Here is a 25,355-nt window from a genome sequence, read left to right as displayed (position 1 = left end):
TTCTTCATACTCATTCTCAAAACTCCTCCTCGAACGATTTTTTTGCGCGCTTCTCGAATTCGGCTTCGCGAGCGGGGGAGAAGTCTCTTCGGGAGTTTCCTCGTTGCCTCGCCGCTTCTTCTTCGGCCCTGTCGCCGCCTCTTTGAAAAGCGAATCCCGTCGCAAAAACAGGATCTAACGCATGATCATTATAGTTAGTCTGTCATAACTAATCAATGCTCGAGAACTTTAAATCCCCTTTTCAAAATAAAGCCATTTCGGCGCAATCAAACAAAAACCACTACGGAGGCCCCGTGTCTCCGTAGTGGTTTTGTTTCAAAACATGAAGTTATGAATTAAGCACGCCTCGATAGGATTCGGGAATACACGACAAACAGCTTAAATCGCTTAGATTTCTTTGCGGAGTTCTCAGTTATTCGGCAGTATCACGGAAGGTCCTTTTCGTCTAAGATATTCTTTATGGTTGTATAGATTATTTTCATTTCAAAGGAGCAGATGAAAAAACATGAATATGAAAAAGATTTTCCTTTCCGCCACGCTCGCGCTCGCTCTCGCCGCAGCTTCGGCGGCGGCGGCCGCGCCGCTGGACGCCTTCAAGGGCATGTCCGGTACGATGGACATCGCCGGCGGGACGGCGCACATCCCCGTGATGAAGGAAGCGGCCAAGCGCATCATGGGCGTCAATCCCGAGATCCGCATCACCGTGGCCGGCGGCGGCTCGGGCGTGGGCGTCAAGCAGGCGGGCGAAGGTCTGGTCGCCATCGGCAACACGGGCCGCCCTCTGAAAGAAAAGGAAATCGCCCAGTACGGGCTGAAGACGTTCCCCTTCGCCATCGACGGCGTGGCGGTCGTGATCAATCCCGCCAATCCCGTCGGCGCGCTGACGAAGGAACAGGTGGCGGCGATCTACGCCGGTACGGTCAAGGACTGGTCGGAAGTGGGCGGCACGGCGGGCGCCATCAACGTGTTCGGGCGCGAAGACGGTTCGGGCACGCGCGAAGTGTTCACCGACAAGGTGATCAACAAGGGCGAGCTGGCCCCCGGCGTGAACGTGGTCAACTCCAACGGCGCGATGAAGACGGCCGTCGGCGGCGACGAGCGCGCCATCGGCTACGTGGGCATCGGCCACATCGACGCCTCCGTGAAAGCGCCGACGCTGGACGGCATGACGGCGACGCAGGAGAACGCGGCCGACGGTTCCTACACGGTGGTGCGCGACCTGTTCATGAACACGAAGGGCGAGCCGGAAGGCCTGACGAAGGCGTTCATCGACTACATCTACACCGACGAGGGCGCCGAGATCATCCGCAAAAGCGGCTACATTCCCCTGCCCCGCAAATAACGGGACGCGGGAAAAGTTCTCGCAGCGCACAATTCACGCGGGGAAAGCTTCGGCGCTTTCCCCGCGTCGTCGTATCCATATCGTGACGAGCGTTCCGCCGCTTTTCGCGTCGGGGCGATAAATATTCGGGGCAATAAATAAAGGAAGATGATTCGATGACGGAAAACGGAGCGCCGCTGTGGCTCTCGGCCGCGGCGGCCTGCGTGGGGGCGCTGATGGCGTCGGTGTTCGGCTTTATCATCGTCTGCGCGCTGCAGGCGGCGCTCGGCGGCGACGCGGCGGCGCTCGGCGGCGACGCGGCGGCGCTGATGGGCGACGCGTGGCGGCCCGACGCCGGGCAGTACGGCATCGCGCCGATGGTCTGGGCGACGCTGGTCCTGTCGCTGTCGGCGCTGGCGCTGTCGTGGTGTCTGTCGCTGGGCTGCGCCTGTTTCATGCGCGGGCTGGCGCCCCGCGGGGCGGCGCGCGCTCTCGGCGCGGTGATCCGCTTCATGACGGCGGTGCCGACGGTGGTGTACGGTTTCGTTTCGGTGTTCCTGCTCGTGCCGCTGGTGCGGCGCTCTCTGGGCGGATCGGGGCTGTGCTGGCTGTCGGCGGGGCTGGTCCTCAGCCTGCAGATCCTGCCGGCGATGACGCTGGTGATCGACGGCGCGCTCCGCGCCATGGAGGAGCGCACGGCGCTGACGACGGCGGCACTCGGGCTGTCGCCCGCGCAGTCGCTGGCGTGGATCGGGCTGCCGGCGTCGCGCCGCGCGCTGCTCAGCGCCGCGACGCTGGGATTCGGCCGGGCCGTGGGCGACACGCTGATCCCGACGATGCTGGCCGGCAACGCCGTGCAGTATGCGCGCACGCCGCTGCAGGCCATGCGGACGCTCTCCGCTCACATTGGTCTGATCACCTCGACGGACGTGACCGGACAGGCGTACCATTCGCTGTTCGCGGCCGGCGGCCTGCTGCTGTTTTTCAGCGCCGCGGCCAGTTTGACGGTGCGTCGCCTGAAGACGCAAAAGGAGAAAAGCGCATGAGGAGCCGGGCGCTGCTGATTCTTTCGTGGGGCGCGGCGCTGATCGTGCCCGCCGCCGTCGGCGCCATGCTGTGGCATCTGTGCGCCGAAGGCGCCCCGGAGCTGGGGCTGGAACTGTTCTTCGGCGACGCGCCGCCGCTAAAGGCGATACTCGGTCAGTTTCCCGTCTGGGACGGCATCTGGCCGGCGGCCGCGGGCACAATGTCGCTGCTGGCGCTGACGATGGTGCTGGCGTTGCTCCCCGGTGTCGGCTGCGGCGCGTACCTGGCCTGCTTCGCCGGGCCGAAGGCAAAGCGCTGGCTCGGCCTGGCGGTCGATTTGCTGGCGGGCGTGCCGTCGATCGTGATGGGGCTGTTCGGTTTCATGCTGATTTTGGCGCTGCGGCGGCTGTTCGCGCCCGAGGCCACCACGTGCCTGCTGCTGTCGGCGTTCTGTCTGGCGCTGCTGGTGCTGCCGCCGCTGATCATCACGACGCGGACGGTGCTGGAAAGCCTTCCCGACGGACTGCGGCTGACGGGCGAGGCGTTGGGACTGACGCCCTGGCAGACGGCGCGCCATCTGCTGCTGCCCGCGGGCGGACGGGGCATCCTCGGCGGCGTGATGCTGGCGCTGGGACGCGCCGCCGAGGACACGGCGGTGATCATGGTCACGGGGGCGGTCGCCAACGCGGGGCTGCCCGCCGGGCTGACGGCCAAGTACGAGGCGCTGCCGTTCTTCATCTTCTACATCTCGGCGCAGTACGCCGACCGGAACGATCTGCGGCGCGGCTTCGGCGCGGCGCTGGTACTGCTGATCCTCTCGGGCGCGCTGCTGCTGTGCGCCCATGCCCTGCAAAGGAGCCTCGAACGAAAATGGAAAGGAGAGCGCCCATGAATCTGTGCGCGCGCATCGAAAACCTGAACGTCTGCGCCGGCGCGCAGAACATTCTCAGCGGCCTGTCGCTGGAATGTCCCGACCGGGCGATCACGGTGCTGGTCGGTCGCAGCGGCTCGGGCAAGACGACGCTGCTGCGGTCGCTGAACCGGCTGAACGACTGTTTTCCGGCGTTGCGCACGTCGGGCCGCGTGGAGCTGAAAATCGGCGGCCGCCTGCGGGCCGTCGACGACGCGTCGCTGCCGCTGCCGGAGCTGCGCCGCCGCGCCGGCATGGTCTTTCAGTCGCCCAATCCGCTGCCGTTGAGCGTCGCCCGCAACGTGCTGCTGCCCTTGCAGCTGACGCTGGGCCTAAAGGGAACGGAGGCCGAGGGGCGCATGAAGCAGGCGCTCGAGCAGGTGGGGCTGTGGGAAGAGGTCGCCGGCCGCCTGCATCAGTCCGCGGCGTCGCTGTCGGGCGGCCAGCAGCAGCGCCTCTGTCTGGCGCGCACGCTGGCTCTGGAACCCGACGTGCTGCTGCTGGACGAACCGACCGCGTCGCTCGACCGCCGCGCTGCCGAGGTCGTCGAAGATCTGCTGCTGTCGCTGAAAGAACGTTATCCGATCGTGATGGTCTCGCACAGCCTGCTCCAGGCGCGCCGCCTCGCCGACCGCCTCGCCGTGCTTCGCGGCGGCGCGCTGCGCCAAATTTTCGACGCCGCCGAACTGCCCGCGGGCGGCGAAGGCGAGCTGTTCATCGAACGTCTGCTGTAAACAAAAACCGCCACGGAGACACGAAGATACAAAGAAAGGCGGGAAACGGTCGCCGCGCCGCGGCAAAAACATGAGGGAAGCCGGCAGGAGAACAATTTCCTGCCGGCTTCCCTCGTATTTCTATAGTTCATGTTTTTCGCTTTTCTCAGTGTCTCCGTGGCAGCTTTTGTCTTGACCTTCGCCCCTACGCCTCTCAGCCTTCACCGCAGACGGCTTCGGCGACGCGGCGGCAGAAGAGCGCGGCCTTTTCCCGATCCGGCTGCAGCATGATCAGCGCCGCGGCAGCCACGGGGCGCTTGCCGTCGGGACAGAGGATCCCCGCGTCGTATTCGCTGCCGGGAAACGAAGCGCCGAAATGCGCCAGGCATTTTTCTCCCACGGACGCGAACTTGTCATCGCCCCGAAATTCCGACATCAGCGCCAGCAGGCGCCGGCAACTGGCCTCCGACAGGCCTTCGCGGCCGATCAAACGGCGGAAGAACGCGGCCGCGTCCTCGGCGCAGGTGACGTTGCCCCGCAGCGATTCGTTCTCGCCCACCGGGCGACGGATCTCCGTCTGCGTCATACCGGCGCGGCGGGCCGCGGCGTTGACCGCTTCCATGCCGAGCGCGCCGATCAGCGCGTTGGCCGCTTCCACGCTGCCGCCGCAGACGTCGCGGGCCGCGTTTTCCCAGCTCATGGAAGCGCCGGGAAGCGGTTCTTCCAGCTTGAGTCCGTCCGCCTCGACGCGCTCGAAAAGATTCCACAGCGCCGGCAGCGCCGCCATCAGCCCGGCGGGCACAAACCGGCCGCCGTTATAGACAAGCTGCAGGTCCGCCGCGCCGTCGTAAACGGCCGCCGCCGGCGCGCCGCCGTCGGCTCCGGCGATCGCCCGCAGAACGCCGCCTTTCCAGTTTTCAGGCATGAAAACTCCTCCTTATGAATGATCCTGCAAGAGTGTAAACGCTCCCGCCGCCGCTGTCAATTTTCCGCGGCGGCTTTTTGGGCTTCCCGCGGTCCTTGCAATTTTTCGCTTTGTGTGTCAAAATATTCGTAGAAGCAAAGAAGTGTTTTTTGCTCGGAATTCACCCGCTGCCGGAGAACGATGCGGCGGCCGTTAATCTTAAGGAGGTCATTCACATGCAGGAAAGAAAAGGCGTCGTCACGATGAAGGGGAATCCGCTCACGCTGGTCGGACCGGAGCTGAAAGTCGGCGACAAGGCGCCCGATTTCATCGTGGTCGACACGGCCATGGCGCCCAAATCGCTGAAGGATTACGAGGGCAAGATCAAGGTGCTCTCCGTGACGCCGTCGCTGGACACGCCCGTCTGCGATCTCCAGGCCACGTGGTTCAACGAGGACACGGCCGAGCTGGGCGACGTGTACGTGCTCAACGTCAGCATGGATCTGCCCTTCGCGCTGAAGCGCTACTGCGCCGCCAAGGGCTTCGACAAGGTGGCGACGCTTTCCGACCACCGCGAGGCGTCGTTCGGCACGGCCTACGGCGTGCTGCTCAAGGAACTGCGCCTGCTGGCCCGCGCCGTGTTCGTGGTCGACCGCGACGACGTGATCCGCTATATCGAAGTGGTGCCCGAGGCCACCAACTCCATCGACTACGACAAGCTGCTGGAGGCCGTCAAGACGCTGGCGTAAGGACAAAACACGAATACCGCTCCACAAAAACGCCCCTCGAAAGCCGGAACGTTTCCGGCCTTCGAGGGGTATTTTCGCGGCATTTTTCGTGTGCGGCACAAGAGGAAAAGCCTGTCGTGTCACTCTGGTCGGCCGAAAGAGCCGCCTTCTCCTGCGCCGCGAAGCGGAAAGCAAGACCGCCGACTGCGTCGACAGGACCATCATCGACCTGCTGGAAGATCTGCCGCATAAGAACATCACGCCCGACCGTGGCTGCGAGTTCTCCAACTGCGAACAGATCAACACCGGTCTTGGGGGAATCGAACTCTATTATCCCGAGCCGCATCAACCATGGCAGAGGGGAACGAACGAGAACGCCAACGGGCTTTTGAGGGAATACTTCCCAAGAGGAAGGACGTCACGGATATCCCCGACGAAATTATCCAAATGTATGTCAGCCGCTTCAACACGCGACCTCGTAAATATCTTGCCTGGAAACCTCCTGATGAGATTTTCCACTCGACTTCGTTGCTCTTGGCTTGAATATTCGCACCGGCGCGTGATATATTTATAGTTAGCTACAACTAATTAAAATTCGAAAAAGACGAATGGGAGGCGATCGGCACGAAAAATTACGAAGAACTTTCCCGCCGTCATTTCAACAGACAGGCCGCCGTCTACGACGAAAACACCGGCATGTACTATTCCGGCCCGGCCAGGGTCAGCGGCGCCGACGCGCTGGCGTATCTCCGGGAGATACGATACGAATCGCTGCTCGACGTCGGCTGCGGCACGGGCTTTCTTCTCGACGGACTGGCCCGGCAGCGGCGCGCCGTTTACAAGGGGCTTGACATCTCGGAAGGGATGATCGACGTCGCGCGCGGGAAAAAGATCCCCGGCGCGGAATTCGTTTTGGGAAGCGCCGACAAACTGCCCTGGAAGGACGGCGTTTTCGACGTCGTCACGTGCATCCAGAGCTTTCACCATTATCCCTACGCCGACGAGGCCGTGCGGGAAGTTTATCGCGTTTTGAGGCCGGGAGGGCTGTATCTGCTCTCCGACACGGGCGTCGGCGGACTGGGGGCGTGGCTCGACAACCGCATCATTTTCCCGCTGCTGCGAAGCGGTGACTGCCGCAGCGAAAACCGGCACGCCGCCGCGGCGCGCATGGAGCGTCACGGCTTCGCGGTGATCAGAAACGAACGGCTGCGCGGGCTGATCTATACCGTCGTCGGCCGTAAGCCGAAAGCGGATTGACAGGAAGGGGGCGCATTTGTATCATGAAAGCCGATTACAAAAATTGGGTGCCGAAGGGGCTGATCGCGGCGCTGCTGGCCGCGTCGGCGACGGGCGGGCTGTGTTTCGCCGCCTTCGGAGCCGCCGGCTGGGGCGTAGGACGGACGGCCCGGATCGCTTGGGCCGTCGCCGCCGGGACGATCTGCGCGCTCTGCGGCCTTCTCGCGGCGCAGTTCATCGTCATGTACCGCGCCTTTTCCTATAATGGCAAACGGCAGCTGGCGCGCCAGATCGTGGAGGGCACGGCGCGGTACGTCGAACTGCCGCCGGGAGGCCGCGGGCTGGACGTGGGCTGCGGCAGCGGCGCGCTGACGATCGCCTGCGCCAAGCGCAATCCGCAGGGTTCCATGCTGGGCATCGACCGCTGGGGACGCGAGTACGCCTCGTACAACAAGCCGCTTTGCGAGCGCAACGCGGCGGCCGAGGGCACGAGCAACGTCGGCTTCGCCCGCGGCGACGCGCTGAAGCTGGACTTTCCCGACGAAAGTTTCGACGCCGTGACCAGCAACTACGTGTATCACAACGTACGCGGCGCCGACAAACGGGAACTGCTTCTGGAAACGCTGCGCGTGCTGAAGAAGGGCGGCGTCTTCGCCATCCACGACCTGATGACGCCGTCGCGCTACGGCGACATGCGGGAGTTCGTCCGCGAACTGAAGCGGCGGGGGTATGAAGAAGTTCAGCTGCTCGACACGACCACAGGCATGTTCATGAGCCCGGCGGAGGCCCGACGTCTGATGCTCACGGGCTCGGCGCTGCTGACGGGAAGAAAATGACGGGAGTGAAATCATCGTGACAAACGCTGTTCACGTGACCGCGGGGCTTTTGATCCCGTTTCTGGGCACGAGCCTGGGCGCGGCCTGCGTCTTCTTCATGAAGGGCAACCTGAGGGAAAACGTGCAGAAGAGCCTTACCGGCTTCGCCGCCGGCGTGATGGTGGCCGCTTCCGTGTGGAGCCTGCTGATCCCGGCCATCGATCTGGCGGCGGACTACGGCCGGGGCGCCGTCGTGCCGTCGGTCGCCGGCTTCTGGCTGGGGATCCTGTTTCTGCTGCTGCTCGACCACGCCATTCCGCACCTGCACCAGTTCAGCGAGGAGGCGGAGGGGCCGCGCAGCCGTCTGGCGCGCACGACGATGATGGTTCTGGCGGTGACGATCCACAACGTGCCCGAGGGCATGGCCGTCGGCGTGGTCTACGCCGGCCTGCTGTCGGGCACGGCGAACATCACGCCGATGAGCGCGCTGGCGCTGGCTGTCGGCATCGCCATCCAGAACTTTCCGGAAGGCGCGATCATCTCCATGCCGCTCCACGCCGAAGGGCAGAACAAATGGAAAGCGTTCACGGGCGGCGTGCTCTCCGGCGCCGTCGAGCCGCTGGGCGCGGCCGGCACGCTGCTGGCCATCGGCCTTGTCGTGCCGGCCATGCCCTATCTGCTCAGTTTCGCCGCCGGCGCCATGCTCTATGTCGTCGTCGAAGAACTGATCCCGGAGATGTCGCAGGGCCCCCACTCCGACTGCGGCACGCTCTCGTTCGCTCTGGGATTCAGCGTCATGATGGCGCTGGACGTGATGCTGGGGTGAGAACGGCGGCGGGACAAAAAATGCCGCGGAGACGCCAGGCCACGGAGAGACGCGGCAAACGCCGCGTCATCACGCTGATAAAAGCGGGATCGGCCAGCCCGGTTCACCGATCGCGCGTATCGTGTTTTTCCGTTTTTTTTCTGTGCCTCCGTGCTGGCCTTCGTTCCCATCCCCACGCATCGATAAACAGCTCATGATAAATTAATTCAAGAAGCCTCCGGAAAATCCCGCGTTCCTGCGGAACTTCCGGAGGCTTTTTCATGCCGCGCCGGGCGCGGACAGTCGGCTAGCGGCGCGCGGCTTCGAAGCTCAGGTCGGGATAACCGGCGGCGCGGACGGTCACGGCGCTGCGCTCCTTGAAGAGCGGCGCGGAAAGGTCGAGGCGGCCTTCGCCGTCGATGACCTTCGCTTTCTTCGGATTGACCGCTGTGCCGTCGATCGTCAGCTCGCGGACGCAGCGCAGATAGTTCTTGAAATCGTCTTCTCCGCCGACGGGGACGAGGCGTCCGCCTTCCGCGTCCCAAGCGGCGGGCAGCGCGTCGGTCGAGAGCACGAAAATCGCGGTCAGCGTCTCGTACACGCCCTTTTCGTCCGTGATTTTCATCTCGTATTCGCCGGGCTTGTTCTGCGCGGACCAAACGATGCGGCCGTCTGCGGCCGCGCCGCCGTCAAGCGCGCCGGCGTCGTACACGGGAACGTAGTCCCTGGGCAGCTCGCCTTCGATCGCAAACGCCGTGCCGCCGGCCGCGAGCGCGGCGTTCTCCGCCTTCAGACGGCAGCCGGTGAGGACGGGCAGATAAACCTGCGCGTCCACATTGTAGACGGCCTTGTCGGTGATGTAGGTCAGGCCGGTGATCGTCGTGCCGGTCAGGGTCTTGTAGTGCGCGGGGAAGGTGGGATTGACGTCCTTGATGAATTTGGTGTGGCCCACGTTCCAGCCCAGCTCGCGGCCGCCGCGCCAGATGTTCTCCAGGCGGCGCATGCCGTAGTCGCTCTGCGCCGTGCGGACGATCACGCCGTACAGCGTTTCCTTCTCGGGGTCGGTGTCGAAGCCGTCCAGCTTCATCTGGTAGTCGCCGCGCCGGGTCATGGTCCTGACGCTGCCCTTCACGTCCGCGACGGCCACTTCCGGCAGCCCCTGCACCTTGCCGAAGGCGGGCGCGCCGCCGGCAACGCTCATTTCCTTGAAGAACGCGGGAACCTGCGCCAGTTCGGTCCAGGCGTAGCTGCCGAGGGCGAACAATTCGTCGGCCGAAGCGGCGCGAGCAAATCCCTTCAGCGCCGCCTCGTCAGTCTTGACGGGGAACGTCACGCCTTCGATGACCAGCGCTTTGTCGTCGCCGGTGTGGTAGGTGCCTCCGACCAGGTTTGCGTTTTTCGCCTTGGCGACGGTCGCCGAGGTGACCGCATCCACCGGCACGGGGTTCTTCGTCAGTTCCGCCTTGTAAAAATCGTCGTAGGGAACGTTCATCAGCACGAAAACCGGCGCGCTCTCGGCGCTCCCCGCTCCGCACGCCGCCAATGCCAGCGCGGCGATTGCCGCTGTCAGTCCTTTTTTCAACATAGCTCAGCCTCCTTGGATATTGTAGTTAGATAAATCTAACATCAGCGTCATCATAGCATTTCCCGCCGCCGCGTGTCAACGAAAATCCCCATGCTGAAGCCGCCGGCAAATTTTTCTCGGGAAGCGGGCGATATTTCCCGCTCCGCCGCCGAAGACAATGTTTTTCGCGCGCGTTCGGCGGTATAATAATCGCGAAAAGATTCGCGCGCTACGCTTCAAGCGAGAGGAGGCCCGGACAATGACGTACACAAAATATTACGATTCGCCGCTCGGCAGAATGCTCATGGCCGCCGACGGCGCGGCGCTGACGGGGCTGTGGTTCGAGGGGCAGAAACATTTCGCCCGTACGCTGGCGGGACAGCACGCCGAGGGCGACCTGCCCGTGTTCGCCGAAACGGCGGCGTGGCTAGACACGTATTTCGCGGGCCAGAACCCCGGCCCCGTTCCACCGCTGAGCCTGCACGGCAGCGAATTCCAACTGGCCGTGTGGGACGCGCTCGTGGCCATCCCCTACGGAACCGTCAGGACTTACGGCGACATCACCCGCCGGATCGCTTCGGAACGGGGACTCAGCCATATGTCGGCGCGGGCCGTCGGCGGCGCGGTCGCTCACAATCCCATCTCCGTCATCGTGCCCTGTCACCGCGTCGTCGGCGCCGGCGGCAGCCTGACCGGCTACGCCGGAGGCCTCGCCAGAAAACAGACCCTGCTGCGCCTCGAAGGCGTCGACCTGAGCCGCTTCTTCGTCCCCAAAACGGGAACGGCGCTGTAAAGAGCGATTCGCCAAAACTCGAAAAACGCCGTCAACGGCAGTTTTTGCCGCAGACCGTTCCACTCAGAACGGCAAAAGACCGCGCCGCGCTCCCCTGACAAAAGGGGAACGCGGCGCGGCTTTTTGAAAAGACACCTCCGGCATGACGGAGTCCCGCCATGTCATACTATTCTTGATAGAAAGTATAAACATAGTTTTCTGGGCGCTGCGAGGGAGTTCAGTCACTCAGAACTACCTCGACTGCTGCGCAGCTCGCTTTGTGAATTTTCCCCGCAGCACCCTTATGTTCGGCTTTTTAATTGAGAAAATAATATCATTCGGAAGGCATAACGCTTCCCCATATTCGCGACCTTGCAAAAAGTCCCGAACCTGACGCAGATCCGGGACTTCGATTCTCTCAGGACGAAAGTCGTCTAGTCGGCAGCCTTCTTGGCGGCTTCGATTTCTTCGGCCGTGGCGTCGGCGTCGCGCAGATAGCGGCCGATGCCGTTCTGCATGATATCGTCATAGGAAGGCATGTTGGTGATCACGATCTTGCGCTCGCCTTCGGGGCCTTTCGCCAGCATCCGCTGCGCCTCGGCGTCGTCGATCTTCAGCGCCGCACCGGGCTTCAGTTCGCCGAGATCCTTGGGATAACCGCCGTACTCGTTGCGGGCGTCTTCGCCCAGGTCGGAGTAGATCTCCGCCAGAGACAGATCGGTGGCCACGTTGCGGCCGGTGCGCTCGTTCAGAGTGACGCCCTCGCTCTTGTAGTCGACCTTCAGCAGCTTGTCCTCGAGCAGATGGCGGTACACTTCGTCCTTGCCGTTGATGATCAGCTCTTCATAGGTAACGCCGCGGGCGGAACCCTGGCTGGGGTTGGGCGTCTCCGAAAGGAAAGCGATGGCGGGCGTGTAGTCGCCAAGCTCGCGGTGCGAAAATCCGTGCAGCGGGATGGGCGAGATTTCGACGCGCATCCTGATGTTCTGTTCCTCGAGCATCAGCGCCATCTCGGAGGTCAGGTCGATGCCTTTCTGATGCACGCAGATGGCGTTGACCAGAGGCTTTTCGGGCGGAGCTTCGTGATGGTCGATGATCATGTCGGCGCCCTCGTCCCAGCACATGCGGTTGAAAGCGTAGGCAATCTGCTGGGTCAGCAGACCGTGAGGATTGCCGGGATGGGCGCGGTCAAGGTTGCGGATCTCGTCGGCGGCCAGATTCTGTCCCGAAGGATAATGCAGGTACATGTCGGGGTCGGGGAACTGGTCGACAGGGTTGGAGCCGCGGTTGCCGTAGCGGAAATAACGGACCTTGCCGCTGGGCGTGGCGATGTGGAAATAGGGCACATGGCCGAGCCCGGGCTCGCAGGTGCTGAAGCCGGAGTTGTTGGAGTGAGGCACCACCATGACCTTGCCCTCGGTGACCACGGCGTTCTCGACGAAGAGAACAGCCGCCAGCAGTCCGCCGGGCTCGGTAGGATGCGTGCCGCCCATGATGATGAAATTTCCGCCGGGCTTGCCGCTGTCAAGGACGTAGACCTTGGAATCGCCGTTGGTCCCCTTCAGGAAGGGATTGTAATCGCTCAGCATCTTCACGCTGGTGACGCCGGGGCCCCTGTAAATGGGCTCGACGTTGAACTGATAGCGGAATTCCTTGCCGACGGTGAAGATCCCGGCGCCGAGTGCGGCCGCGAGGATCAGTCCGGTGAGGAAATTGCCACGGCCTTTGTTCGCAGAATTGTTTTCAGACATTTTTCATTCTCCCTCTTGAACCGATCAGTGAAGCAGAAACAGACGCAGAAGGAAAGGAATAAGGAGGATGGCGCAGCCGATCTGCTTGGCAAGGCTTTTCTGGGTGAACAGGTTATAGATGAACAGCACCGAGAAGAAGGCGACCATGACCAGATAGGCGTACTTCATGATAATGTACTGGATTGCCATAATGAGAAGACTCCTCTCTTACTTCAGGGGAATGCCCAGACCGCGCAGGAAGACCACGATCTCGTTGGCATAGACCATGACGACAACGCTGATGATCAACGACAGGACGGCGGGGAGAACGCATTTCTTGAGCATCTTGCCCTGATTCTCAAGCCCTACGGCGCGGGCGGCAAACTGCGCGGAAACCGAAGTCGGCGGCAGCAGCGCGCCCACGCACATGATCAGCGTCAGGGCGGAGGTGACCCAGATCGCGTTCTTGTTCGTGAAGGCCATGATCAGCGGGATGCCGAGCACGCCGGCGCAGCCGAAGGGCATCAGCAGACCGCCGACGATGGGCGCGACCACCGCGATGGACAGATAAAGCAGCGGCCCCTTCAATCCGAGGGCGCCAAGCACCGTGGCGCCGCGGGCGCCGGTCAGCCCCATGATCTGAATCATCATGCCGACGGCGGCAAAGAGCGCCATGACCTCGACGGACTCGGACATGGACTGGACGGATACCTTCCAGAAGTTGATCTTCTTTTTGCTGCACAGCAGCGCCATGACGATGCCCATGCAGAACACCAGCGGCGTGCCGGGGTCGATCTGCGGATAGTAACTCTTGACGATCATGTAGCCAATCAGGAACACCAGCGGGAACTGAGGCAGGAATCCCTTCACCGCGGGATCGCCGGGAATCTTGGCGAGAACGGCTTCCTTGTCGACCTTGCCGACCGAGCGGCGGGCGATGTACAGCACCGAGAAAACGGCCAACGGCAGCGTCAGGATCAGCAGCGGGATCGCAAAGCCCTCGTAAGGCATGTAGACGCCCGTGCCGATCAGCATGGCGGGCACGTTGACGGGCGGCGCCACCATGCCGAACAGCGAGCCGAGAGCGATGATCGCCGCGGCGTCGTCGCGCGAAACGCCGATCTCCAGCAGAATGGGCAGCACGAGCACGCCGGTGCTCAGGACCGACGCGGGGGCCGATCCGGTGAGCATGGCCGGCAGCATGATCAGGATCATGATCAGGACCAGCAGAAGCGTAGGCGACTTGTGGAAGCCGCTGACGATCTCGCGGGTCAGCAGATTCAAGGCGCCGTTCTCCTTGAGGATGCTCATGAAGAGCATGCCGGCCGCCACCGTCAGCATCAGGTTGAGGAACAGCATGGAGCCCTCCATGAAGTGCCTCAGCAGCGACGGCACGGTCTCGCTGTTGCCGACGAAGACGCTGGCGATGGACGTGAAGTAGTCGCGTTTCAGAAGGGGATCGGTCATGCCGCCGACGACGGCCCCCGCGATCGACGCGACGACCAGCAGAACGGCGACGGGGATCTTACGCATGAACGAACCTGCCACCAGGATCGCCAGCATGACTCCCAAAACGATTAACGAATTGGTCATTCTCTTTCGTACCTCCAGAAAGGTAAAACTGTGACTTCGGCCTCGCTGCCCCACGGCAGCACTTTCACGCGCGGAACTTCGAACCGGCCGCCGCGTTCCGTCCGCGACCGCGGACGGAACGCGGCGGACCGTTATTCACTGACGGGATGAATCCTCTTTCCCGGGGAGGAACTTCGCGGGCGGATCATAGAGCCCGCCGGACCACTCCACCAGCTCCATGATGTTCTTGGCGGCCAGGCGGTCGCGGGTCGCCGTAGCCGCGTCGATGCCAAGATCGGCGGGCGTTTTGACGATGCCGAGCTCGCGCATCCGGCGGCACTCTTCCTCGCTGCCCTGCAGCCCCACGGGAGTCTTGCCGGCGACGCTGCGGATGGCGGCCCGGCGCTCTTCGATGTCGCGGCAGCGGTGCAGATACGCGATGCCCTGTTCGGTGACGATGTGGGTGAGATCGTCGCCATAGATCATGACGGGCTCGATGGGCAGGTTGGCGTTTTTCATCAGTTTCTCGGCGTCAAGATGCTCCACGAACGCGGGGATTTCCTTGAACTGGCCGGGATTCTTTTTGTCCCTGATCTTGGCGACCGTGTTCAGGATCTGCACGACCAGGCGGCGGCCGCGGTGCAGATCGGGTCCGATGGCAGAGGTCTGGGTGCCGACTTCGGCGCCCGCCTTGAGCCATGCGGCCGTCGAGTGACGACGGCCGCGGGAATCGCAGCCCATGTTGGGCGCGCCGCCGAAACCGGCGACCTTCGTCGCCGTGGCCGTGCTGCTGTTGCCGTAAGGATCGATCTGCAGCGTCGCGCCGACGAACGCATCGATGGCGTAATGGCCGGCGACCTGCGACATGCAGCGGTTCGACCTCATCGAGCCGTCGGGACCGATGAAGAACACGTCGGGACGGGCCGCCACGTAACGTTCCATGCCCAGTTCGCCGCCGAAACTGTGGACCGACTTGACCCAGCCCGACTCGATGGCGGGAATCAGCGTCGGATGCGGATTGAGGATCCAGTTCGTGCAGATCTTGCCCTTCAGCCCCAGTTCCTCGCCGTACGTGGGCAGCAGCAGTTCGATGGCCGCGGTGTCGTAGCCGACGCCGTGGTTCAGGTTCTGGATGCCGTATTCGGCGTAAATGCCCTTGATGGTCATCATCGCCGTCAGCACGCGGGCGTCGGTGATCTTGGCGGGATCGCGCGTGAACAGCGGCTCGATGTAGAACGGCCGGGGCGATTTGACGATGAAATCGACGAAATCGGCGGGGATGTCCACGCGCGGCAGCCGGTCCACGATCTCGTTGACCTGGACGACGACGATGCCCTGACGGAACTTGGTGGCCTCGACGATCGTCGGCGTATCTTCGGTGCTGAAACCGGTGTAGAGGTTGCCCTCTCGGTCGGCGGCATCAGCCACGACCAGCGCCACGCGGGGCGTCAGATCGAGGAAATAGCGGCCGTAAAGTTCAAGATAGGTGTGAATGGCCCCGAGATCCAGCTTGCCGGCGCCGAGCAGCTCGGCGATGCGGCCGGACTGAGGCCCGGAGAACGAGAAATCGAGCTTCTTGGCGATGCCCTTTTCGAACACGTCGAGGTGCTCGGGCAGCGTCAGGACCGACTGCACCATGTGCAGATCGTGCACTTTGGCAGGATCGACGGCACACAGACATTGAGCCAGAAAATCAGCCTGCTTCTGATTGTCGCCTTCGATGTTGACGCGGTCGAAAGGGCGGATAACCGCTTCGAGCAGAGCGACGGCATCCTCCGCCGCGACGACCTTGCCGCTGCCGACGATCTTCGCCGCCGCGGCAAGACGCTCGTCAGTATCGCGTTTGATCGTATCCCAGGTACGGGAAGTATCGTGATTGATCATCATCTGAAGTCTCCTTGAATTTTTTACAGCCCTCCGCTTCTCTTGCGCATTTCACACACAAGAGAGGAGAGCTCGCACAGCGCCGCACTCGGACAGGACGACGGGCTGCGTAATGCGTAATTTTCGGCGTCATGTCGGCAGGAAAGCCGAAAGAGAGCGGGACAGTCTTCCAACGACGCTCGAAGAATCCGCTCCTGCCCCGTTAAAACATCATGACTCACTCCCGCGAAAGAAGAATGAGTCATGACGTTCAGATCTATGCTTCTGTATTACTTGAGCATCTCCGGCATGATCTTGCGGAGGTCGCCGGTCTTCTGAATCGTGTACATGGGAACGTTCTTCTCAGTGCTGAGGTTGGTAAAGTAACCGTCAGCATTGCCGTCCTCACGAACGATCATGAAGTTGGCGTCGCCGGCAAAAGTCAGGAAAGGGGCCGAATTCGGACCGCGGCGGTCGGGGCCGCCGATGTGGAGCGCCACGACGTACGCGTTGTTCTTCTTGGCTTCGGCGATGAGCTCGGTGCAGCGGGCCAGTTCGGAAGGAATGTCCAGACCGGCGGCGCCAAGCCCCTTGCCGCTGCCGCCGAGAACCACGAACAGCGTCTTGTACTTTGTCCAGTCAACGTCTTTGGCAAAAACCGCCATCTCGTAGTCGACCTGATACTTTTTCGTCATCAGCTTCACGGCGTTGGCGTCCTGGCTCTGACCGAAGGGGGTCAAAAGGACGGGCTGCTGAACCGTGGGAAGCGCCGGCTGATCGGCAAAAGCGGCCGCGCCGAAAGCGAGAAAGCTGGCGCAGAGAAGCGCCGCAAGCGTAAATTTCTTCATCGTTGCGAAAATCTCCTTTAACGGATAGATTTGAGCGCCAGGCAAGAGAAACTTACCAGGCGAAGGTGTAGGCGTTTCTGGTGGGATCGGCGCCAACGCTCCAGAAGCCGTTCTCGCGCACGCCAAGGCCGAGAGAACCGGTGTTGGTCACGGGGACCATCTTGTAGCCCATAGCCTTCAGTTCGTCGAGCACCTTGGGATCGACCTGGGTCGGATAGTTGACCATGTAGGAAATCTGCTTGGGATATTTGTTCAGGCTGGCCGTGTCGCCGGCGGCGTCCGTAGCGATGCGGGGAGTCTCGACGGCCGCCTGGGGGCGCATGCCGAACTCGACGACGTTCAGGAATCCCTGGACCTTCGTCTGTTCCTGACGATCGGCGTTGGGCGTGCCGAAAGCCATGTAAGGTTCGCCGTCCTTCAGAGCGATCGAAGGCGTGATCGTCTGCACGGTGCGCTTGTGAGCCTCGAGCGCGTTGGGCAGATCCATGTCGGGCGAGTACTGGATGCGGCGGTCGTTCATCATAATGCCGTGCACCATCATGCTGGAACCGAAGAAATGGTTGATGGAGTGCGTCACGGCCACGATGTTGCCTTCGGCGTCGCAGACAAACATATGCGTCGTGTCGGGCCCCTTCTTCTCGTAGTCGACGAAGTACTTCTGGTCGCCCAGCGGGATCTCGTCGACGGCCTTGTTCATGTCGATCTGCTTGGTCATTTCCTTGGCGAACTCCTTGGTCAGGAGCGCGGCGGGGAACTTGTGGAAGCGGGGATCGGCGCTGAAGCGGTTGCGGTGGTTGATGGCGATCTGCAGAGCCTGGGTGAGGACGTTGATGTAATCCTTGCTGTTGTGCCCCATGGCCTTGAGGTCATAGTTCTCGAGCATGTTGAGCGTCTCGATCAGAACGGTGCCCTGGCTGTTGGGAGGCGTGCAGTACACGTCGATGCCGCGGTAGTTGGTGGTGATGGGCGTGGTCTCCTCGGCATGGAACTCGTTGAAGTCCTCGATGGAGAAATCGCCGCCGTTTTCGTTGTTCCATTTGACGATCTCTTCGGCGACAGGGCCGCGATAGAAGTAGTCGTCGGCCGCCTTGAAGCCGTCGGCAAGCGTCTTGCCTTCGGCCGCCTTGGCCGCCACCTCGCCCATCGTCTTCATCAGATCGGCATAGTCCTTGTTTACGTAGACGTCGCCGGCTTTCAGGGCTTTGCCGTTGGGGAAGAACACCGCCTTGGCCTGATCGTTCATGGGGCCGGCATTCTTCTCGATCATGTTGGCCAGGAAGTCGTCGACGATGATGCCGTTCTCGGCCATGTCGACCACGGGCGCGAGGATGTCCTTCAGGGGCATCGTGCCGTACTTGGCCAGGAACGTCATCCAGCCCGACCACTCGCCGGGGATGTGCATGGAGAAAATGCCCTTGGCGGGAATCTCAGCGTCTCTCTCGAGCTGCTCCTTGGCCTTGTTGGGAGCCCAGCCGGTGCCGTTGAAGCTGAAAACCTTCTTGTCCTTGGCGGAATAACCGATCAGCTGCAGGTCGCCGCCGAAGATGTGACACATCATGACCTCGCTGTAGCTCTGCGCCGCAGCCATGGCCAGCGCCGCGTCGAACGCGGTGCCGCCGGCCTGCAGGATCTTCATGCCGGCCAGTGCCGCGGCGGGACTGCCCGCGTGAGCGACGGCGCGGCCGCTGATCGTGGGACGAGTCTGCTTGTACATCAGATTCGCGCTCGCGCTGCCGGCCAAAACGCTCAGGCCCAGCGCAACTGCTGCCAAAACCTTCTTGTTCATCGTACTTCCCCCTCACAAAGATGAAATACTCTCCTCTGCTCCATCCGGAGCGCCCTTGCTTAAAACTTTATATGCCACGCCCAACATTATCGGGAGGACATACCATAAGGTTATAACAACCTGACGAAATTCTAGCACAGACCATTCGATAAAATTGTCATTGAAGCTAACTGACACGTTGAGAATCTATTTAAAATACAGCGGCAGTTTAAGAAGGACGGCTCGCTCTTCCCTATTCGCCCCGGACACGCGGTCCATTATAAGCAGACCTCCTTCATGCGTCTAATACATCAGTTATATATCGCTTATGCTTCAAATTTATGATTATGACTTTGTTTTCGTAAGAAAGGGGCATTTGCGATCTTCGTTCGCCCGTTACAAAATTTTCACGCCGCTCCTTTCATTTGCGGTGCGCCGTCAATCAAACCCCTTGATTGCGATGCGCATCACAGCATCATGGTGTTGTACGAAAAAACGTGCTCGCGCCATTCCGTGCCCATGGCGTATTCCCAGAAGAGCCTCATGCACCGGTGAAGGAACTGCTTTCGCGGGCGGCGGCACCCAAGCCTACCGCGACCGCATCGCCACGCAGAAAGAGCGCGGGCTCTACACCCATATCGGCAACTTCAGCGATTTTCAGGCGCGGATCGAGAAAAACAGTTCTTTCACAGTCGAAGAGTAGCGATCGTTCGCCAATGTTCCACGCGGAACACTCCGCATGAAAAACGCCCGACGGCGCTGAACCGTCGGGCGTTTCGTTATGATCGCCTTGTCTCGTTTTTTTCGTTTTCGCCTTTTTCCGGCGGCCGTCTTCGGCGCGCTTCGCCTAAAAATACGCGGGCACGCTCACCATGTCTCGGCCGATCTCGGCAAGCGTCGCCGCGCCGGTCATGAGCATGGTTCCCGTCAGCTCGGACTGGATTTTTTTCAAATAGATCTCCACGCCCTCGGCTCCGCCGCCGAAGGCCGACATGGTGACGGGGCGTCCGATCAGCACGGCGTCGGCGCCCAGCGCCAGCATTTTGAAGACGTCGACGCCGCTTCTGACGCCGCCGTCAACGAAGACCTTCATGCGGCCGTTCACGGCCTGCGCGATCTCGGGCAGCACTTCCACGGTGGACTGGCCGTGATCGAGCACGCGGCCGCCGTGGTTGGAGACGACGATGCCGTAGCAGCCGGCTTCGAGCGCTTTCAGCGCGCCCTTGACGGACATGACGCCCTTGACGATGAACGGCGTTTTCCCCGCGGCCTCGACGAGGGCGTGAAGATCGGCGACGCTCTTGGGATAGACGGATTCGCCGCGCAGCTTCACGTTGACCAGGCCGGCGGCGTCCACATCCATGGCCACGGCCATCACGCCGGCGGCGACGGCGTCGGCCATGCGTGCAAGCGCCTGCTTCATGGCCCAGGGTTTGATGGTGGGCACACCCCAGCCGTCCAGCGCCTTGATCGCCTCCAGCGGACCGTAAAAGGCCTCGTCGGGCGAATCGCCGGTGAAGGCGGCGCTGCCGGCGGCGTGCGCCCCTCTGACGACGCGTTCGCCGTTGGCGGCTTCGCCGATGTCGGAGCCGTAGTTGAGTTTCATGCCGCCGATCGGCGCGGCGAACACGGGCATGGCGAACGTGCGTCCGAAGAACTCGCAGCTCGTGTCCTGACCGCGGTCGGCGTAGAGCGTGTCGAGCACGAGCTTCACTTCCGCAAGGGCGGCGACGTTGCGCACGAACGTGGCGCCGGTTCCCTTGCCGCCCACGCCGGGCACCTCGCCGCGGCAGGCGCGCCCGTCGCACACCGGGCAGACGCGGCACTTGGCCGCCAGAACTTTGCGCGCCGTTTCCAGCACTTCTTTGTAATCCATCACAAATCCCCCCGCAATCCATAAGATATTGAACAAAAATCCGTTTCCCCGCCGTCATTATACATCACGAGGCAAGCCCCCAAAGGGAGAGGCGTCCACGGTGCAGAAGCGTTCTCGGCATTGCCGGAGAAATCGTTTCCGGCACACGTCTCCCGCCTTCTTGAAACAGCCACCGTGGAAACTTTTCGACCGCTTCGGGGGCGGTCCTCGGCAAGAGACGGCACAGGCGCTCGAAAACGGATTGAAAATGCCGCGCGCCTTTCTCCGCGCTCTGCCGCGTCAGTTTCCGTTCCGCGCAAACGCCTCTCGAAAGATACCCATTCTATTCCAAAATCATCGCCCACAGCTCGCGCAAACGCTTCTCGAAGCGGGCCGCCGCGCGGGCCGGTTCTTCCCAGCGTGTATCGACGGCACAGCGGATTTTGCGCCAGCGATCGGAAATATCCTCGGGCATGAGAACGTGAAACTCGTAGCTGAGCATGTCGTCGTCGATTTCAAAAACCAACGCCTGTTCGCTCTCGTCCGGCGCCTCGTCGAGAAATTTGCGCCAGATGACGTCGAGCAATCGGTCTTCAGCGGCGCGAAGCTGCGGCATCAGCGTCTTCACGGGGCGCGTCACGTCCGACAGATAAGCTTCGGCCGCATCGTGAAGCAGGCAGGCCAGCCGGACGCGCGCCGAAAGTCCGCGGGCTTCCGCTTCGTATGAACAAGCCAGACTGTGCTGCGCCACCGAGTAAAAGCGCCGCACGTGTCCGTTGCCGCGGCAAATCAGCGACAGGGCGTGGGCGATGTCTTCCGCCAGGATCTGCTCCGGCCGCGGCGCCAGCGGATCGAAATGGATGCCGCCGTACGTCGTTATATAGCTCATGCTTCATTCTCCTTGCACTTATCTTGTGCAGGTCAGTATAACATCTTACGCGCTCCGACTTCAACGACCGGGAGCGGAGTTCGCCGTCGGAACCGGCGACATGACGGCCACCGTCGGCCCTCGCGGGGACGACGTCGCGCTCGGCGTCATCCGCACCATGGACGACTTTCTGACGGCCGGCGCCGTCTCCAGCGGATTCCTCGCCGAAAATCACGTGGTCACGAGGGAATCGCTGCGGCGCGAGCGGCACGGACGACGGCGTTATATGCCGTATCTGTAGTCCTTTTTCCGCGCGATCGCAAAAACGGACGGCTCGGCCGCTCATGAAGAAAATTTCATGAACGGCCGAGCCGTTCTACGTTCAAGCGTCTTTTTTCACGTCGACAACATGGCTCAGAGGCTTGCCGCGCGTCCAGGCGCGCAGGTTGTCCCCGGCGATGCGCACGATGCGGTTCAGCGTTTCGGGCAGATAAAAGAATCCGGCCACGTGCGGCGTGATGATGACGTTGTCGAACCCCCACAGCTCGTTGCCGGCGGGCAGCGGTTCCGGCTCCGTCACGTCCAAGGCCGCGCCGCCGAGATGCTTGGCGCGCAGCGCCTTTTTCAGCGCTTCCGGGTCGACGGCGCTGCCGCGGCCGACGTTGATGAGGAAAGCGCCTTTTTTCATCAGGCCGAGGCGGCGCTCGTCCATCAGGTGTTCCGTCGCGGCGCCGCCGGGCAGGACCATGGCGACGATATCGGCGCGGGGCAGCAGCCGATCGAGCTCGTCGATGGCGTGCAGTTCGTCGAGATAATCCGGCTTCTCGCCGACGCGGCGGCGCACGCCGAGGACGTGAGCGCCCAGCGCATGCACCTTGCGCGCGTAAGAGCCGCCGATGTCGCCCAGACCGAGGACGAGGATCGTCGCCCCCTCCACGGAGATGATGCTGCCGCGCGCGCTCCATTCGCGCCGCGTCTGATTGAGGGCGTACTGCTCGAGGCGGCGCACCAGCGCGAACGTCAGCGCCAGCATGTGCTCCGACACGGTCAGCCCGTAAGCGCCCGAAGCGCTGGTGAGCCGGCAGCCCGGGGGAAGCGCGCCGGGCTGCGCGTAGGGATCGGCGCCGGCGGAATTGAGCTGCAGCCATTCGAGCTTCGGCGCGCCTTTGGCCAGTTCCGGCGGCAGGTTGCCGATGACGACGTTCACGTCTTCCAGATCGGTGGCGCTCAGACCGCCTTCCTGATAGACGAACTGACAGTCGAAAATTCCGCCCCCGGCCTGCTCCTCCAGCCACATCTTGTGTTCTTCCGTGACGGGCATCACGGTGACGAGGATCTTTTTCGTTGTCTTGCTCATTTTGGTCACTCCCTTGATGTGTGCGTGCCGTTTTTTCACTTTGTTGAGGCCGCTGCGGCAGCGGCTTTCCTTCCGCACGCCGAAAACGCCTGCCGGCGTTCCAAGATCATTTTAGCAGGAGCGCCCCGCAAAAAGAAGCGCCGCTCAAAAGACGGCAGCATGCAAAATTCCCCTCGCCATAAAGCCCAGTCCATGTGTTATAGTGATGACATCATCACAGCGGTCCATAAGGCCGCGATCCTGCGAACGAGGTGATCCCGATGAGAAAACTGATGATGGCCCTGCTGGCGCTGCTGCTCGTTGCCGCCGGCGGCGCCGCGTGGAAATGGGAGTCCGTCGTCGGCTGGCTGAACACGAGCCGCGCGCGCGTAGACGCCACCGCCGCGGAAAAAGACGTGCTCGGTTCAACCGCCAAAAACGGCAAAAAAGTCCTTGTCGCGTATTTCTCCTGGGGTGGCAACACGCGTGCGGCAGCCCGCGCCATTCATGAAAAAATCGGCGGCGATATCTTCGAGATCCGCACCGAAACGCCCTACCCCGCCGGTTACAGCGACACCGTGGCTCAGGCCAAAAAGGAAAAAAACGAAAACATCCGTCCCAAATTGACCGCCTCCGTCCCCGACATCGGAGACTACGACCTGATCCTGCTGGGCTATCCGATCTGGTGGTTCGTGGAGCCGATGCCCATCCGTTCCTTCCTCGACGCCCACAACCTCGATGGCAAAACCATCCTGCCCTTTGCCACCAGCGGCGGCAGTTCGATCCAGAAGAGCGTCGAGAGCCTGCGGGCGTCAGCCCCCAAAGCCGACATCCGCGACGGTCATCTCTGCAACGTGCCAAGCTCCATCGACGCCTGGCTCGAAGACGTCGGAGCGATGACCGGCCGGCGGTAACGACGAAGGGCCGCCGTCCGCGGCAAAAACAGCGCGGACGGCGGCCTGATCTGCACCTGCCCTCGGCCCAACCTCCTGCGCGAAAAACATCCCCCAGTTCCCCGTCTGGTAATATCCAGCGCGGCGCCGCGGAGCAATTCATCAGGTCGATCGCTCGAACCTGGCGACAATCTACCGGCCCGCGTAATGCGCTGCCTCGAGCCGGAATCCCTCTTCAATACAATCTATATACTATCGACGCCCCTGCGGACGAGATCCTCGACTCCTTTGACATCCGCCGCACCAACGCGATGATTGGAGACTTGAACAGCGTCATCCAGGATATCAAGCGCTGCGCGAGGGGGATTCGGTAACCTTGAATATTTCAAGACCATGATCTACCTTGTCTGCGGCAAATTGCAGCCGAACTGCGCCGCTCTGTTTCGACTGGCGCGACGCGTGGATTTCTCAAAAAAGCAGTCTCTTGTCGCAGGAAACGTCCTTCTCGCTTTCTTCTGTTCCCCACTCTGAACCGCGAGGAACCCGCCCCAAAAGACATCGGGGTGTCCCGCACGATGACCGTGCGGGCACCCCGATGTCTTTTTGTCCGCGGGATGTTCCACGTGGAACATCCCGTTCGTTCACTCGTTGAACCACTTGTCGCGCAGGGCCTGAAGTTCGCCGTTTTTGTCCATCTCCTCGATGATCCGGCTCACGGCGGCCGTCAGTTCCACGTTTTCCTTGGAGATGGCGATCGCCTTGTCGGCGCCGGTAATCTGCTTGTTGAAGGCGATGGCGATCTTGCCGTCGAAATCCTTGGCCTTGACGTAGGCCTTGGCGGCGGGAATGTCCATGAAGGTCGCGTCGACACGCCCCAGCGCCACTTCGCGCACGCACTCGTCGAATTTCTGATACGTCTTGACTTCGACGTTGCCGAGAGCGCGCGCAAAGGTCTCCTGCACGGTGCCGATCTGCACGGCTACGGTCTTGCCGGCCAGATCGTCGGTGCTCTTGGGCTGATAGTCGACGCGAGTGATGAAAGCGCTGTAGGAAATCTCGTAAGGCGACGAAAAGCTGACGCGCTTGGCGCGCTCCGGCGTCGCCGAAAGGCCGGCCGAGACCAGGTCGATCTTGTCGGCCATCAGCGACGGAAGCAGCGAATCAAAGGGCATATCGAGCCACTGCAATTTTTTGCCCAGCTTTTTGGCGATGGCTTCGGTCATGTCGATATCAAATCCGACCAAGTCGCCGGACTGCCCATGAAACTCATACGGCGGATAGGCGCCGGACGTGCCGACGATCAGCGTCTCCTTGTCCATTGCCGAAGCGGCGAAAGCCGCCGTGGCGGCCAGAACGGACAAAGCGGCCCCTCCAAGAATACGTTTCCACATGCTGTTACCTCCTAAAAGACAGTTTATTTTATCACAGGTTATGAACTAACCTTGAATCAGATCATAATCCATCAAAGTTTATTTGTCAATAGATAATGAATAATTATTTACTTCCGTTTCGAGTCTCGGAGATTCCGGAGCAAAACGTTGAAATCTTCGGCATGAAAGGCGTATCCGTTCGCTGAAAAAAACGATGCGGCGTTGGCGTCCCGCGCTCATTGCGCATGAAACGGCGGACGATAATAAATATAAGTTTATTTATTACATCTCGATGAAAATTCGATATTGACCAGAAAATAAATTATGGTATAGTAACACACGACAATATCAACTCATATTTTAAGACCTGCGGGTCGCACGCGGTGGCCCATGCTCGGCAAAGGAAGGAGGCAAAACGGGATGACGCGTCGGCCGCGACGCAGAACGTCGTCCCGACGGCG

Annotated in this window: 25 protein-coding genes; 13 read left to right on the top strand and 12 right to left on the bottom strand. The window is 61.7% G+C overall.

Annotation, left to right across the window (positions count from 1 at the left end):
* Nucleotides 1-511 precede the first annotated feature (511 nt).
* The 4 genes from D7D26_RS04390 (at nt 512) to D7D26_RS04375 (ending at nt 3,991) form a co-directional block, all read left to right on the top strand.
* Nucleotides 512-1,342, top strand: a complete 831-nt coding sequence (locus D7D26_RS04390; RefSeq protein ID WP_233543457.1) for a phosphate ABC transporter substrate-binding protein — start codon at nt 512-514, stop codon at nt 1,340-1,342.
* A gap of 155 nt (nt 1,343-1,497) precedes the next feature.
* Nucleotides 1,498-2,367 carry a PstC family ABC transporter permease gene (locus tag D7D26_RS04385; RefSeq protein WP_120372180.1) on the top strand — a complete coding sequence of 290 codons (870 nt, stop codon included), beginning with the start codon at nt 1,498-1,500 and terminating at the stop codon, nt 2,365-2,367.
* Nucleotides 2,364-3,239 carry a PstA family ABC transporter permease gene (locus D7D26_RS04380; RefSeq protein WP_120372179.1) on the top strand — a complete coding sequence of 292 codons (876 nt, stop codon included), beginning with the start codon at nt 2,364-2,366 and terminating at the stop codon, nt 3,237-3,239. Before D7D26_RS04385 ends, D7D26_RS04380 begins: the two co-directional genes overlap by 4 nt.
* Nucleotides 3,236-3,991 (top strand): phosphate ABC transporter ATP-binding protein, encoded by a 756-nt coding sequence (locus tag D7D26_RS04375; protein WP_120372178.1) that lies wholly within the window; start codon nt 3,236-3,238, stop codon nt 3,989-3,991. Before D7D26_RS04380 ends, D7D26_RS04375 begins: the two co-directional genes overlap by 4 nt.
* 193 nt (nt 3,992-4,184) lie before the next feature.
* On the opposite strand, the gene D7D26_RS04370 is transcribed toward D7D26_RS04375, so the two are convergent.
* Complete coding sequence (locus D7D26_RS04370; RefSeq protein ID WP_120372177.1) at nt 4,185-4,895, bottom strand: serine hydrolase; 711 nt, start codon at nt 4,893-4,895, stop codon at nt 4,185-4,187.
* 215 nt (nt 4,896-5,110) lie between these two features.
* Between D7D26_RS04370 and tpx the strand changes: the two genes are divergently transcribed.
* From tpx to D7D26_RS04345, 5 genes are all read left to right on the top strand, one after another.
* Nucleotides 5,111-5,623, top strand: a complete 513-nt coding sequence (tpx, locus tag D7D26_RS04365; RefSeq protein WP_120372176.1) for a thiol peroxidase — start codon at nt 5,111-5,113, stop codon at nt 5,621-5,623.
* 88 nt (nt 5,624-5,711) lie between these two features.
* On the top strand, nt 5,712-6,176 hold the full coding sequence (locus tag D7D26_RS04360) for an IS30 family transposase (protein ID WP_158606267.1): 465 nt from the start codon (nt 5,712-5,714) through the stop codon (nt 6,174-6,176).
* A 122-nt stretch (nt 6,177-6,298) separates the two neighbouring features.
* Nucleotides 6,299-6,859: a class I SAM-dependent methyltransferase gene (locus tag D7D26_RS04355; protein ID WP_199674692.1), complete on the top strand. Its 561-nt coding sequence runs from the start codon at nt 6,299-6,301 to the stop codon at nt 6,857-6,859.
* A gap of 23 nt (nt 6,860-6,882) precedes the next feature.
* Nucleotides 6,883-7,674 (top strand): class I SAM-dependent methyltransferase, encoded by a 792-nt coding sequence (locus D7D26_RS04350; protein WP_120372174.1) that lies wholly within the window; start codon nt 6,883-6,885, stop codon nt 7,672-7,674.
* Nucleotides 7,675-7,690: 16 nt separating this feature from the next.
* Nucleotides 7,691-8,479 (top strand): ZIP family metal transporter, encoded by a 789-nt coding sequence (locus tag D7D26_RS04345; protein ID WP_120372173.1) that lies wholly within the window; start codon nt 7,691-7,693, stop codon nt 8,477-8,479.
* A 286-nt stretch (nt 8,480-8,765) separates the two neighbouring features.
* Here D7D26_RS04345 and D7D26_RS04340 read toward each other — a convergent pair whose 3' ends face one another.
* Nucleotides 8,766-10,043 (bottom strand): hemoblobin-interacting domain-containing protein, encoded by a 1,278-nt coding sequence (locus D7D26_RS04340; protein ID WP_120372172.1) that lies wholly within the window; start codon nt 10,041-10,043, stop codon nt 8,766-8,768.
* 238 nt (nt 10,044-10,281) lie between these two features.
* Between D7D26_RS04340 and D7D26_RS04335 the strand changes: the two genes are divergently transcribed.
* Entirely contained in the window at nt 10,282-10,815 is a 534-nt protein-coding gene (locus D7D26_RS04335; RefSeq protein ID WP_078015592.1) for a methylated-DNA--[protein]-cysteine S-methyltransferase, read from the top strand.
* Nucleotides 10,816-11,228: 413 nt separating this feature from the next.
* Here the strand turns inward: D7D26_RS04335 and D7D26_RS04330 are convergent, their stop codons facing one another.
* The 6 genes from D7D26_RS04330 to D7D26_RS04310 all read right to left on the bottom strand — a co-directional run bounded on the left by D7D26_RS04330 (nt 11,229) and on the right by D7D26_RS04310 (nt 18,593).
* Nucleotides 11,229-12,545: a succinylglutamate desuccinylase gene (locus D7D26_RS04330; protein WP_120372171.1), complete on the bottom strand. Its 1,317-nt coding sequence runs from the start codon at nt 12,543-12,545 to the stop codon at nt 11,229-11,231.
* A gap of 24 nt (nt 12,546-12,569) precedes the next feature.
* The gene (locus D7D26_RS12280; protein WP_158606266.1) at nt 12,570-12,734 is read right to left on the bottom strand and encodes a hypothetical protein; all 165 of its coding nucleotides are present in this window, start codon (nt 12,732-12,734) and stop codon (nt 12,570-12,572) included.
* Between the two features lie 18 nt (nt 12,735-12,752).
* Entirely contained in the window at nt 12,753-14,117 is a 1,365-nt protein-coding gene (locus D7D26_RS04325; RefSeq protein WP_120372170.1) for a TRAP transporter large permease subunit, read from the bottom strand.
* Between the two features lie 135 nt (nt 14,118-14,252).
* The gene (mdcA, locus tag D7D26_RS04320; RefSeq protein WP_120372183.1) at nt 14,253-15,980 is read right to left on the bottom strand and encodes a malonate decarboxylase subunit alpha; all 1,728 of its coding nucleotides are present in this window, start codon (nt 15,978-15,980) and stop codon (nt 14,253-14,255) included.
* 269 nt (nt 15,981-16,249) lie between these two features.
* The gene (locus D7D26_RS04315; RefSeq protein WP_078015595.1) at nt 16,250-16,807 is read right to left on the bottom strand and encodes a DUF6305 family protein; all 558 of its coding nucleotides are present in this window, start codon (nt 16,805-16,807) and stop codon (nt 16,250-16,252) included.
* Nucleotides 16,808-16,859: 52 nt separating this feature from the next.
* Nucleotides 16,860-18,593 (bottom strand): gamma-glutamyltransferase family protein, encoded by a 1,734-nt coding sequence (locus D7D26_RS04310; RefSeq protein ID WP_120372169.1) that lies wholly within the window; start codon nt 18,591-18,593, stop codon nt 16,860-16,862.
* Between the two features lie 307 nt (nt 18,594-18,900).
* On the opposite strand from D7D26_RS04310, the gene D7D26_RS12125 reads away from it, so the two are divergent.
* Nucleotides 18,901-19,275, top strand: a complete 375-nt coding sequence (locus D7D26_RS12125; protein ID WP_147413044.1) for a hypothetical protein — start codon at nt 18,901-18,903, stop codon at nt 19,273-19,275.
* Nucleotides 19,276-19,419: 144 nt separating this feature from the next.
* On the opposite strand, the gene D7D26_RS04305 is transcribed toward D7D26_RS12125, so the two are convergent.
* Entirely contained in the window at nt 19,420-20,448 is a 1,029-nt protein-coding gene (locus tag D7D26_RS04305) for an alpha-hydroxy-acid oxidizing protein (RefSeq protein ID WP_120372168.1), read from the bottom strand.
* A 322-nt stretch (nt 20,449-20,770) separates the two neighbouring features.
* Nucleotides 20,771-21,316 (bottom strand): phosphohydrolase, encoded by a 546-nt coding sequence (locus tag D7D26_RS04300; RefSeq protein WP_078015604.1) that lies wholly within the window; start codon nt 21,314-21,316, stop codon nt 20,771-20,773.
* Here D7D26_RS04300 and D7D26_RS04295 point away from each other — a divergent pair.
* Nucleotides 21,315-21,596 (top strand): hypothetical protein, encoded by a 282-nt coding sequence (locus D7D26_RS04295; RefSeq protein WP_199674690.1) that lies wholly within the window; start codon nt 21,315-21,317, stop codon nt 21,594-21,596. The two genes, D7D26_RS04300 and D7D26_RS04295, sit on opposite strands and share 2 nt — an antisense overlap.
* An 81-nt stretch (nt 21,597-21,677) precedes the next feature.
* Here D7D26_RS04295 and D7D26_RS04290 read toward each other — a convergent pair whose 3' ends face one another.
* On the bottom strand, nt 21,678-22,652 hold the full coding sequence (locus D7D26_RS04290; protein ID WP_120372182.1) for a D-2-hydroxyacid dehydrogenase: 975 nt from the start codon (nt 22,650-22,652) through the stop codon (nt 21,678-21,680).
* A 260-nt stretch (nt 22,653-22,912) separates the two neighbouring features.
* On the opposite strand from D7D26_RS04290, the gene D7D26_RS04285 reads away from it, so the two are divergent.
* Nucleotides 22,913-23,545 (top strand): flavodoxin, encoded by a 633-nt coding sequence (locus D7D26_RS04285; protein ID WP_120372167.1) that lies wholly within the window; start codon nt 22,913-22,915, stop codon nt 23,543-23,545.
* A gap of 620 nt (nt 23,546-24,165) precedes the next feature.
* On the opposite strand, the gene D7D26_RS04280 is transcribed toward D7D26_RS04285, so the two are convergent.
* Nucleotides 24,166-24,915 carry a transporter substrate-binding domain-containing protein gene (locus D7D26_RS04280; protein WP_120372166.1) on the bottom strand — a complete coding sequence of 250 codons (750 nt, stop codon included), beginning with the start codon at nt 24,913-24,915 and terminating at the stop codon, nt 24,166-24,168.
* Nucleotides 24,916-25,355: the final 440 nt, after the last annotated feature.

This window comes from Pyramidobacter sp. CG50-2, from assembly GCF_003612005.1.
Taxonomy (GTDB): Bacteria; Synergistota; Synergistia; order Synergistales; family Dethiosulfovibrionaceae; genus Pyramidobacter.
This window is presented reverse-complemented; position numbering and strand designations above follow the sequence as displayed.

Coding starts and splice junctions, on each gene's coding strand:
- D7D26_RS04390 (WP_233543457.1), top strand. CDS start 512: ATGAAAAAGATTTTCCTTTCCGCCACGCTCGCGCTCGCTCTCGCCGCA.
- D7D26_RS04285 (WP_120372167.1), top strand. CDS start 22,913: ATGAGAAAACTGATGATGGCCCTGCTGGCGCTGCTGCTCGTTGCCGCC.
- D7D26_RS04280 (WP_120372166.1), bottom strand. CDS start 24,915: ATGTGGAAACGTATTCTTGGAGGGGCCGCTTTGTCCGTTCTGGCCGCC.
- D7D26_RS04370 (WP_120372177.1), bottom strand. CDS start 4,895: ATGCCTGAAAACTGGAAAGGCGGCGTTCTGCGGGCGATCGCCGGAGCC.
- D7D26_RS04325 (WP_120372170.1), bottom strand. CDS start 14,117: ATGACCAATTCGTTAATCGTTTTGGGAGTCATGCTGGCGATCCTGGTG.
- D7D26_RS04290 (WP_120372182.1), bottom strand. CDS start 22,652: ATGAGCAAGACAACGAAAAAGATCCTCGTCACCGTGATGCCCGTCACG.
- D7D26_RS04310 (WP_120372169.1), bottom strand. CDS start 18,593: ATGAACAAGAAGGTTTTGGCAGCAGTTGCGCTGGGCCTGAGCGTTTTG.
- D7D26_RS04375 (WP_120372178.1), top strand. CDS start 3,236: ATGAATCTGTGCGCGCGCATCGAAAACCTGAACGTCTGCGCCGGCGCG.
- D7D26_RS04355 (WP_199674692.1), top strand. CDS start 6,299: ATGTACTATTCCGGCCCGGCCAGGGTCAGCGGCGCCGACGCGCTGGCG.
- D7D26_RS04340 (WP_120372172.1), bottom strand. CDS start 10,043: ATGTTGAAAAAAGGACTGACAGCGGCAATCGCCGCGCTGGCATTGGCG.
- D7D26_RS04380 (WP_120372179.1), top strand. CDS start 2,364: ATGAGGAGCCGGGCGCTGCTGATTCTTTCGTGGGGCGCGGCGCTGATC.
- D7D26_RS04300 (WP_078015604.1), bottom strand. CDS start 21,316: ATGAGCTATATAACGACGTACGGCGGCATCCATTTCGATCCGCTGGCG.
- D7D26_RS04335 (WP_078015592.1), top strand. CDS start 10,282: ATGACGTACACAAAATATTACGATTCGCCGCTCGGCAGAATGCTCATG.
- D7D26_RS12280 (WP_158606266.1), bottom strand. CDS start 12,734: ATGGCAATCCAGTACATTATCATGAAGTACGCCTATCTGGTCATGGTC.
- D7D26_RS04305 (WP_120372168.1), bottom strand. CDS start 20,448: ATGGATTACAAAGAAGTGCTGGAAACGGCGCGCAAAGTTCTGGCGGCC.
- D7D26_RS04295 (WP_199674690.1), top strand. CDS start 21,315: ATGCTTCATTCTCCTTGCACTTATCTTGTGCAGGTCAGTATAACATCT.
- tpx (WP_120372176.1), top strand. CDS start 5,111: ATGCAGGAAAGAAAAGGCGTCGTCACGATGAAGGGGAATCCGCTCACG.
- D7D26_RS04330 (WP_120372171.1), bottom strand. CDS start 12,545: ATGTCTGAAAACAATTCTGCGAACAAAGGCCGTGGCAATTTCCTCACC.
- mdcA (WP_120372183.1), bottom strand. CDS start 15,980: ATGATCAATCACGATACTTCCCGTACCTGGGATACGATCAAACGCGAT.
- D7D26_RS04315 (WP_078015595.1), bottom strand. CDS start 16,807: ATGAAGAAATTTACGCTTGCGGCGCTTCTCTGCGCCAGCTTTCTCGCT.
- D7D26_RS04350 (WP_120372174.1), top strand. CDS start 6,883: ATGAAAGCCGATTACAAAAATTGGGTGCCGAAGGGGCTGATCGCGGCG.
- D7D26_RS12125 (WP_147413044.1), top strand. CDS start 18,901: ATGCTTCAAATTTATGATTATGACTTTGTTTTCGTAAGAAAGGGGCAT.
- D7D26_RS04385 (WP_120372180.1), top strand. CDS start 1,498: ATGACGGAAAACGGAGCGCCGCTGTGGCTCTCGGCCGCGGCGGCCTGC.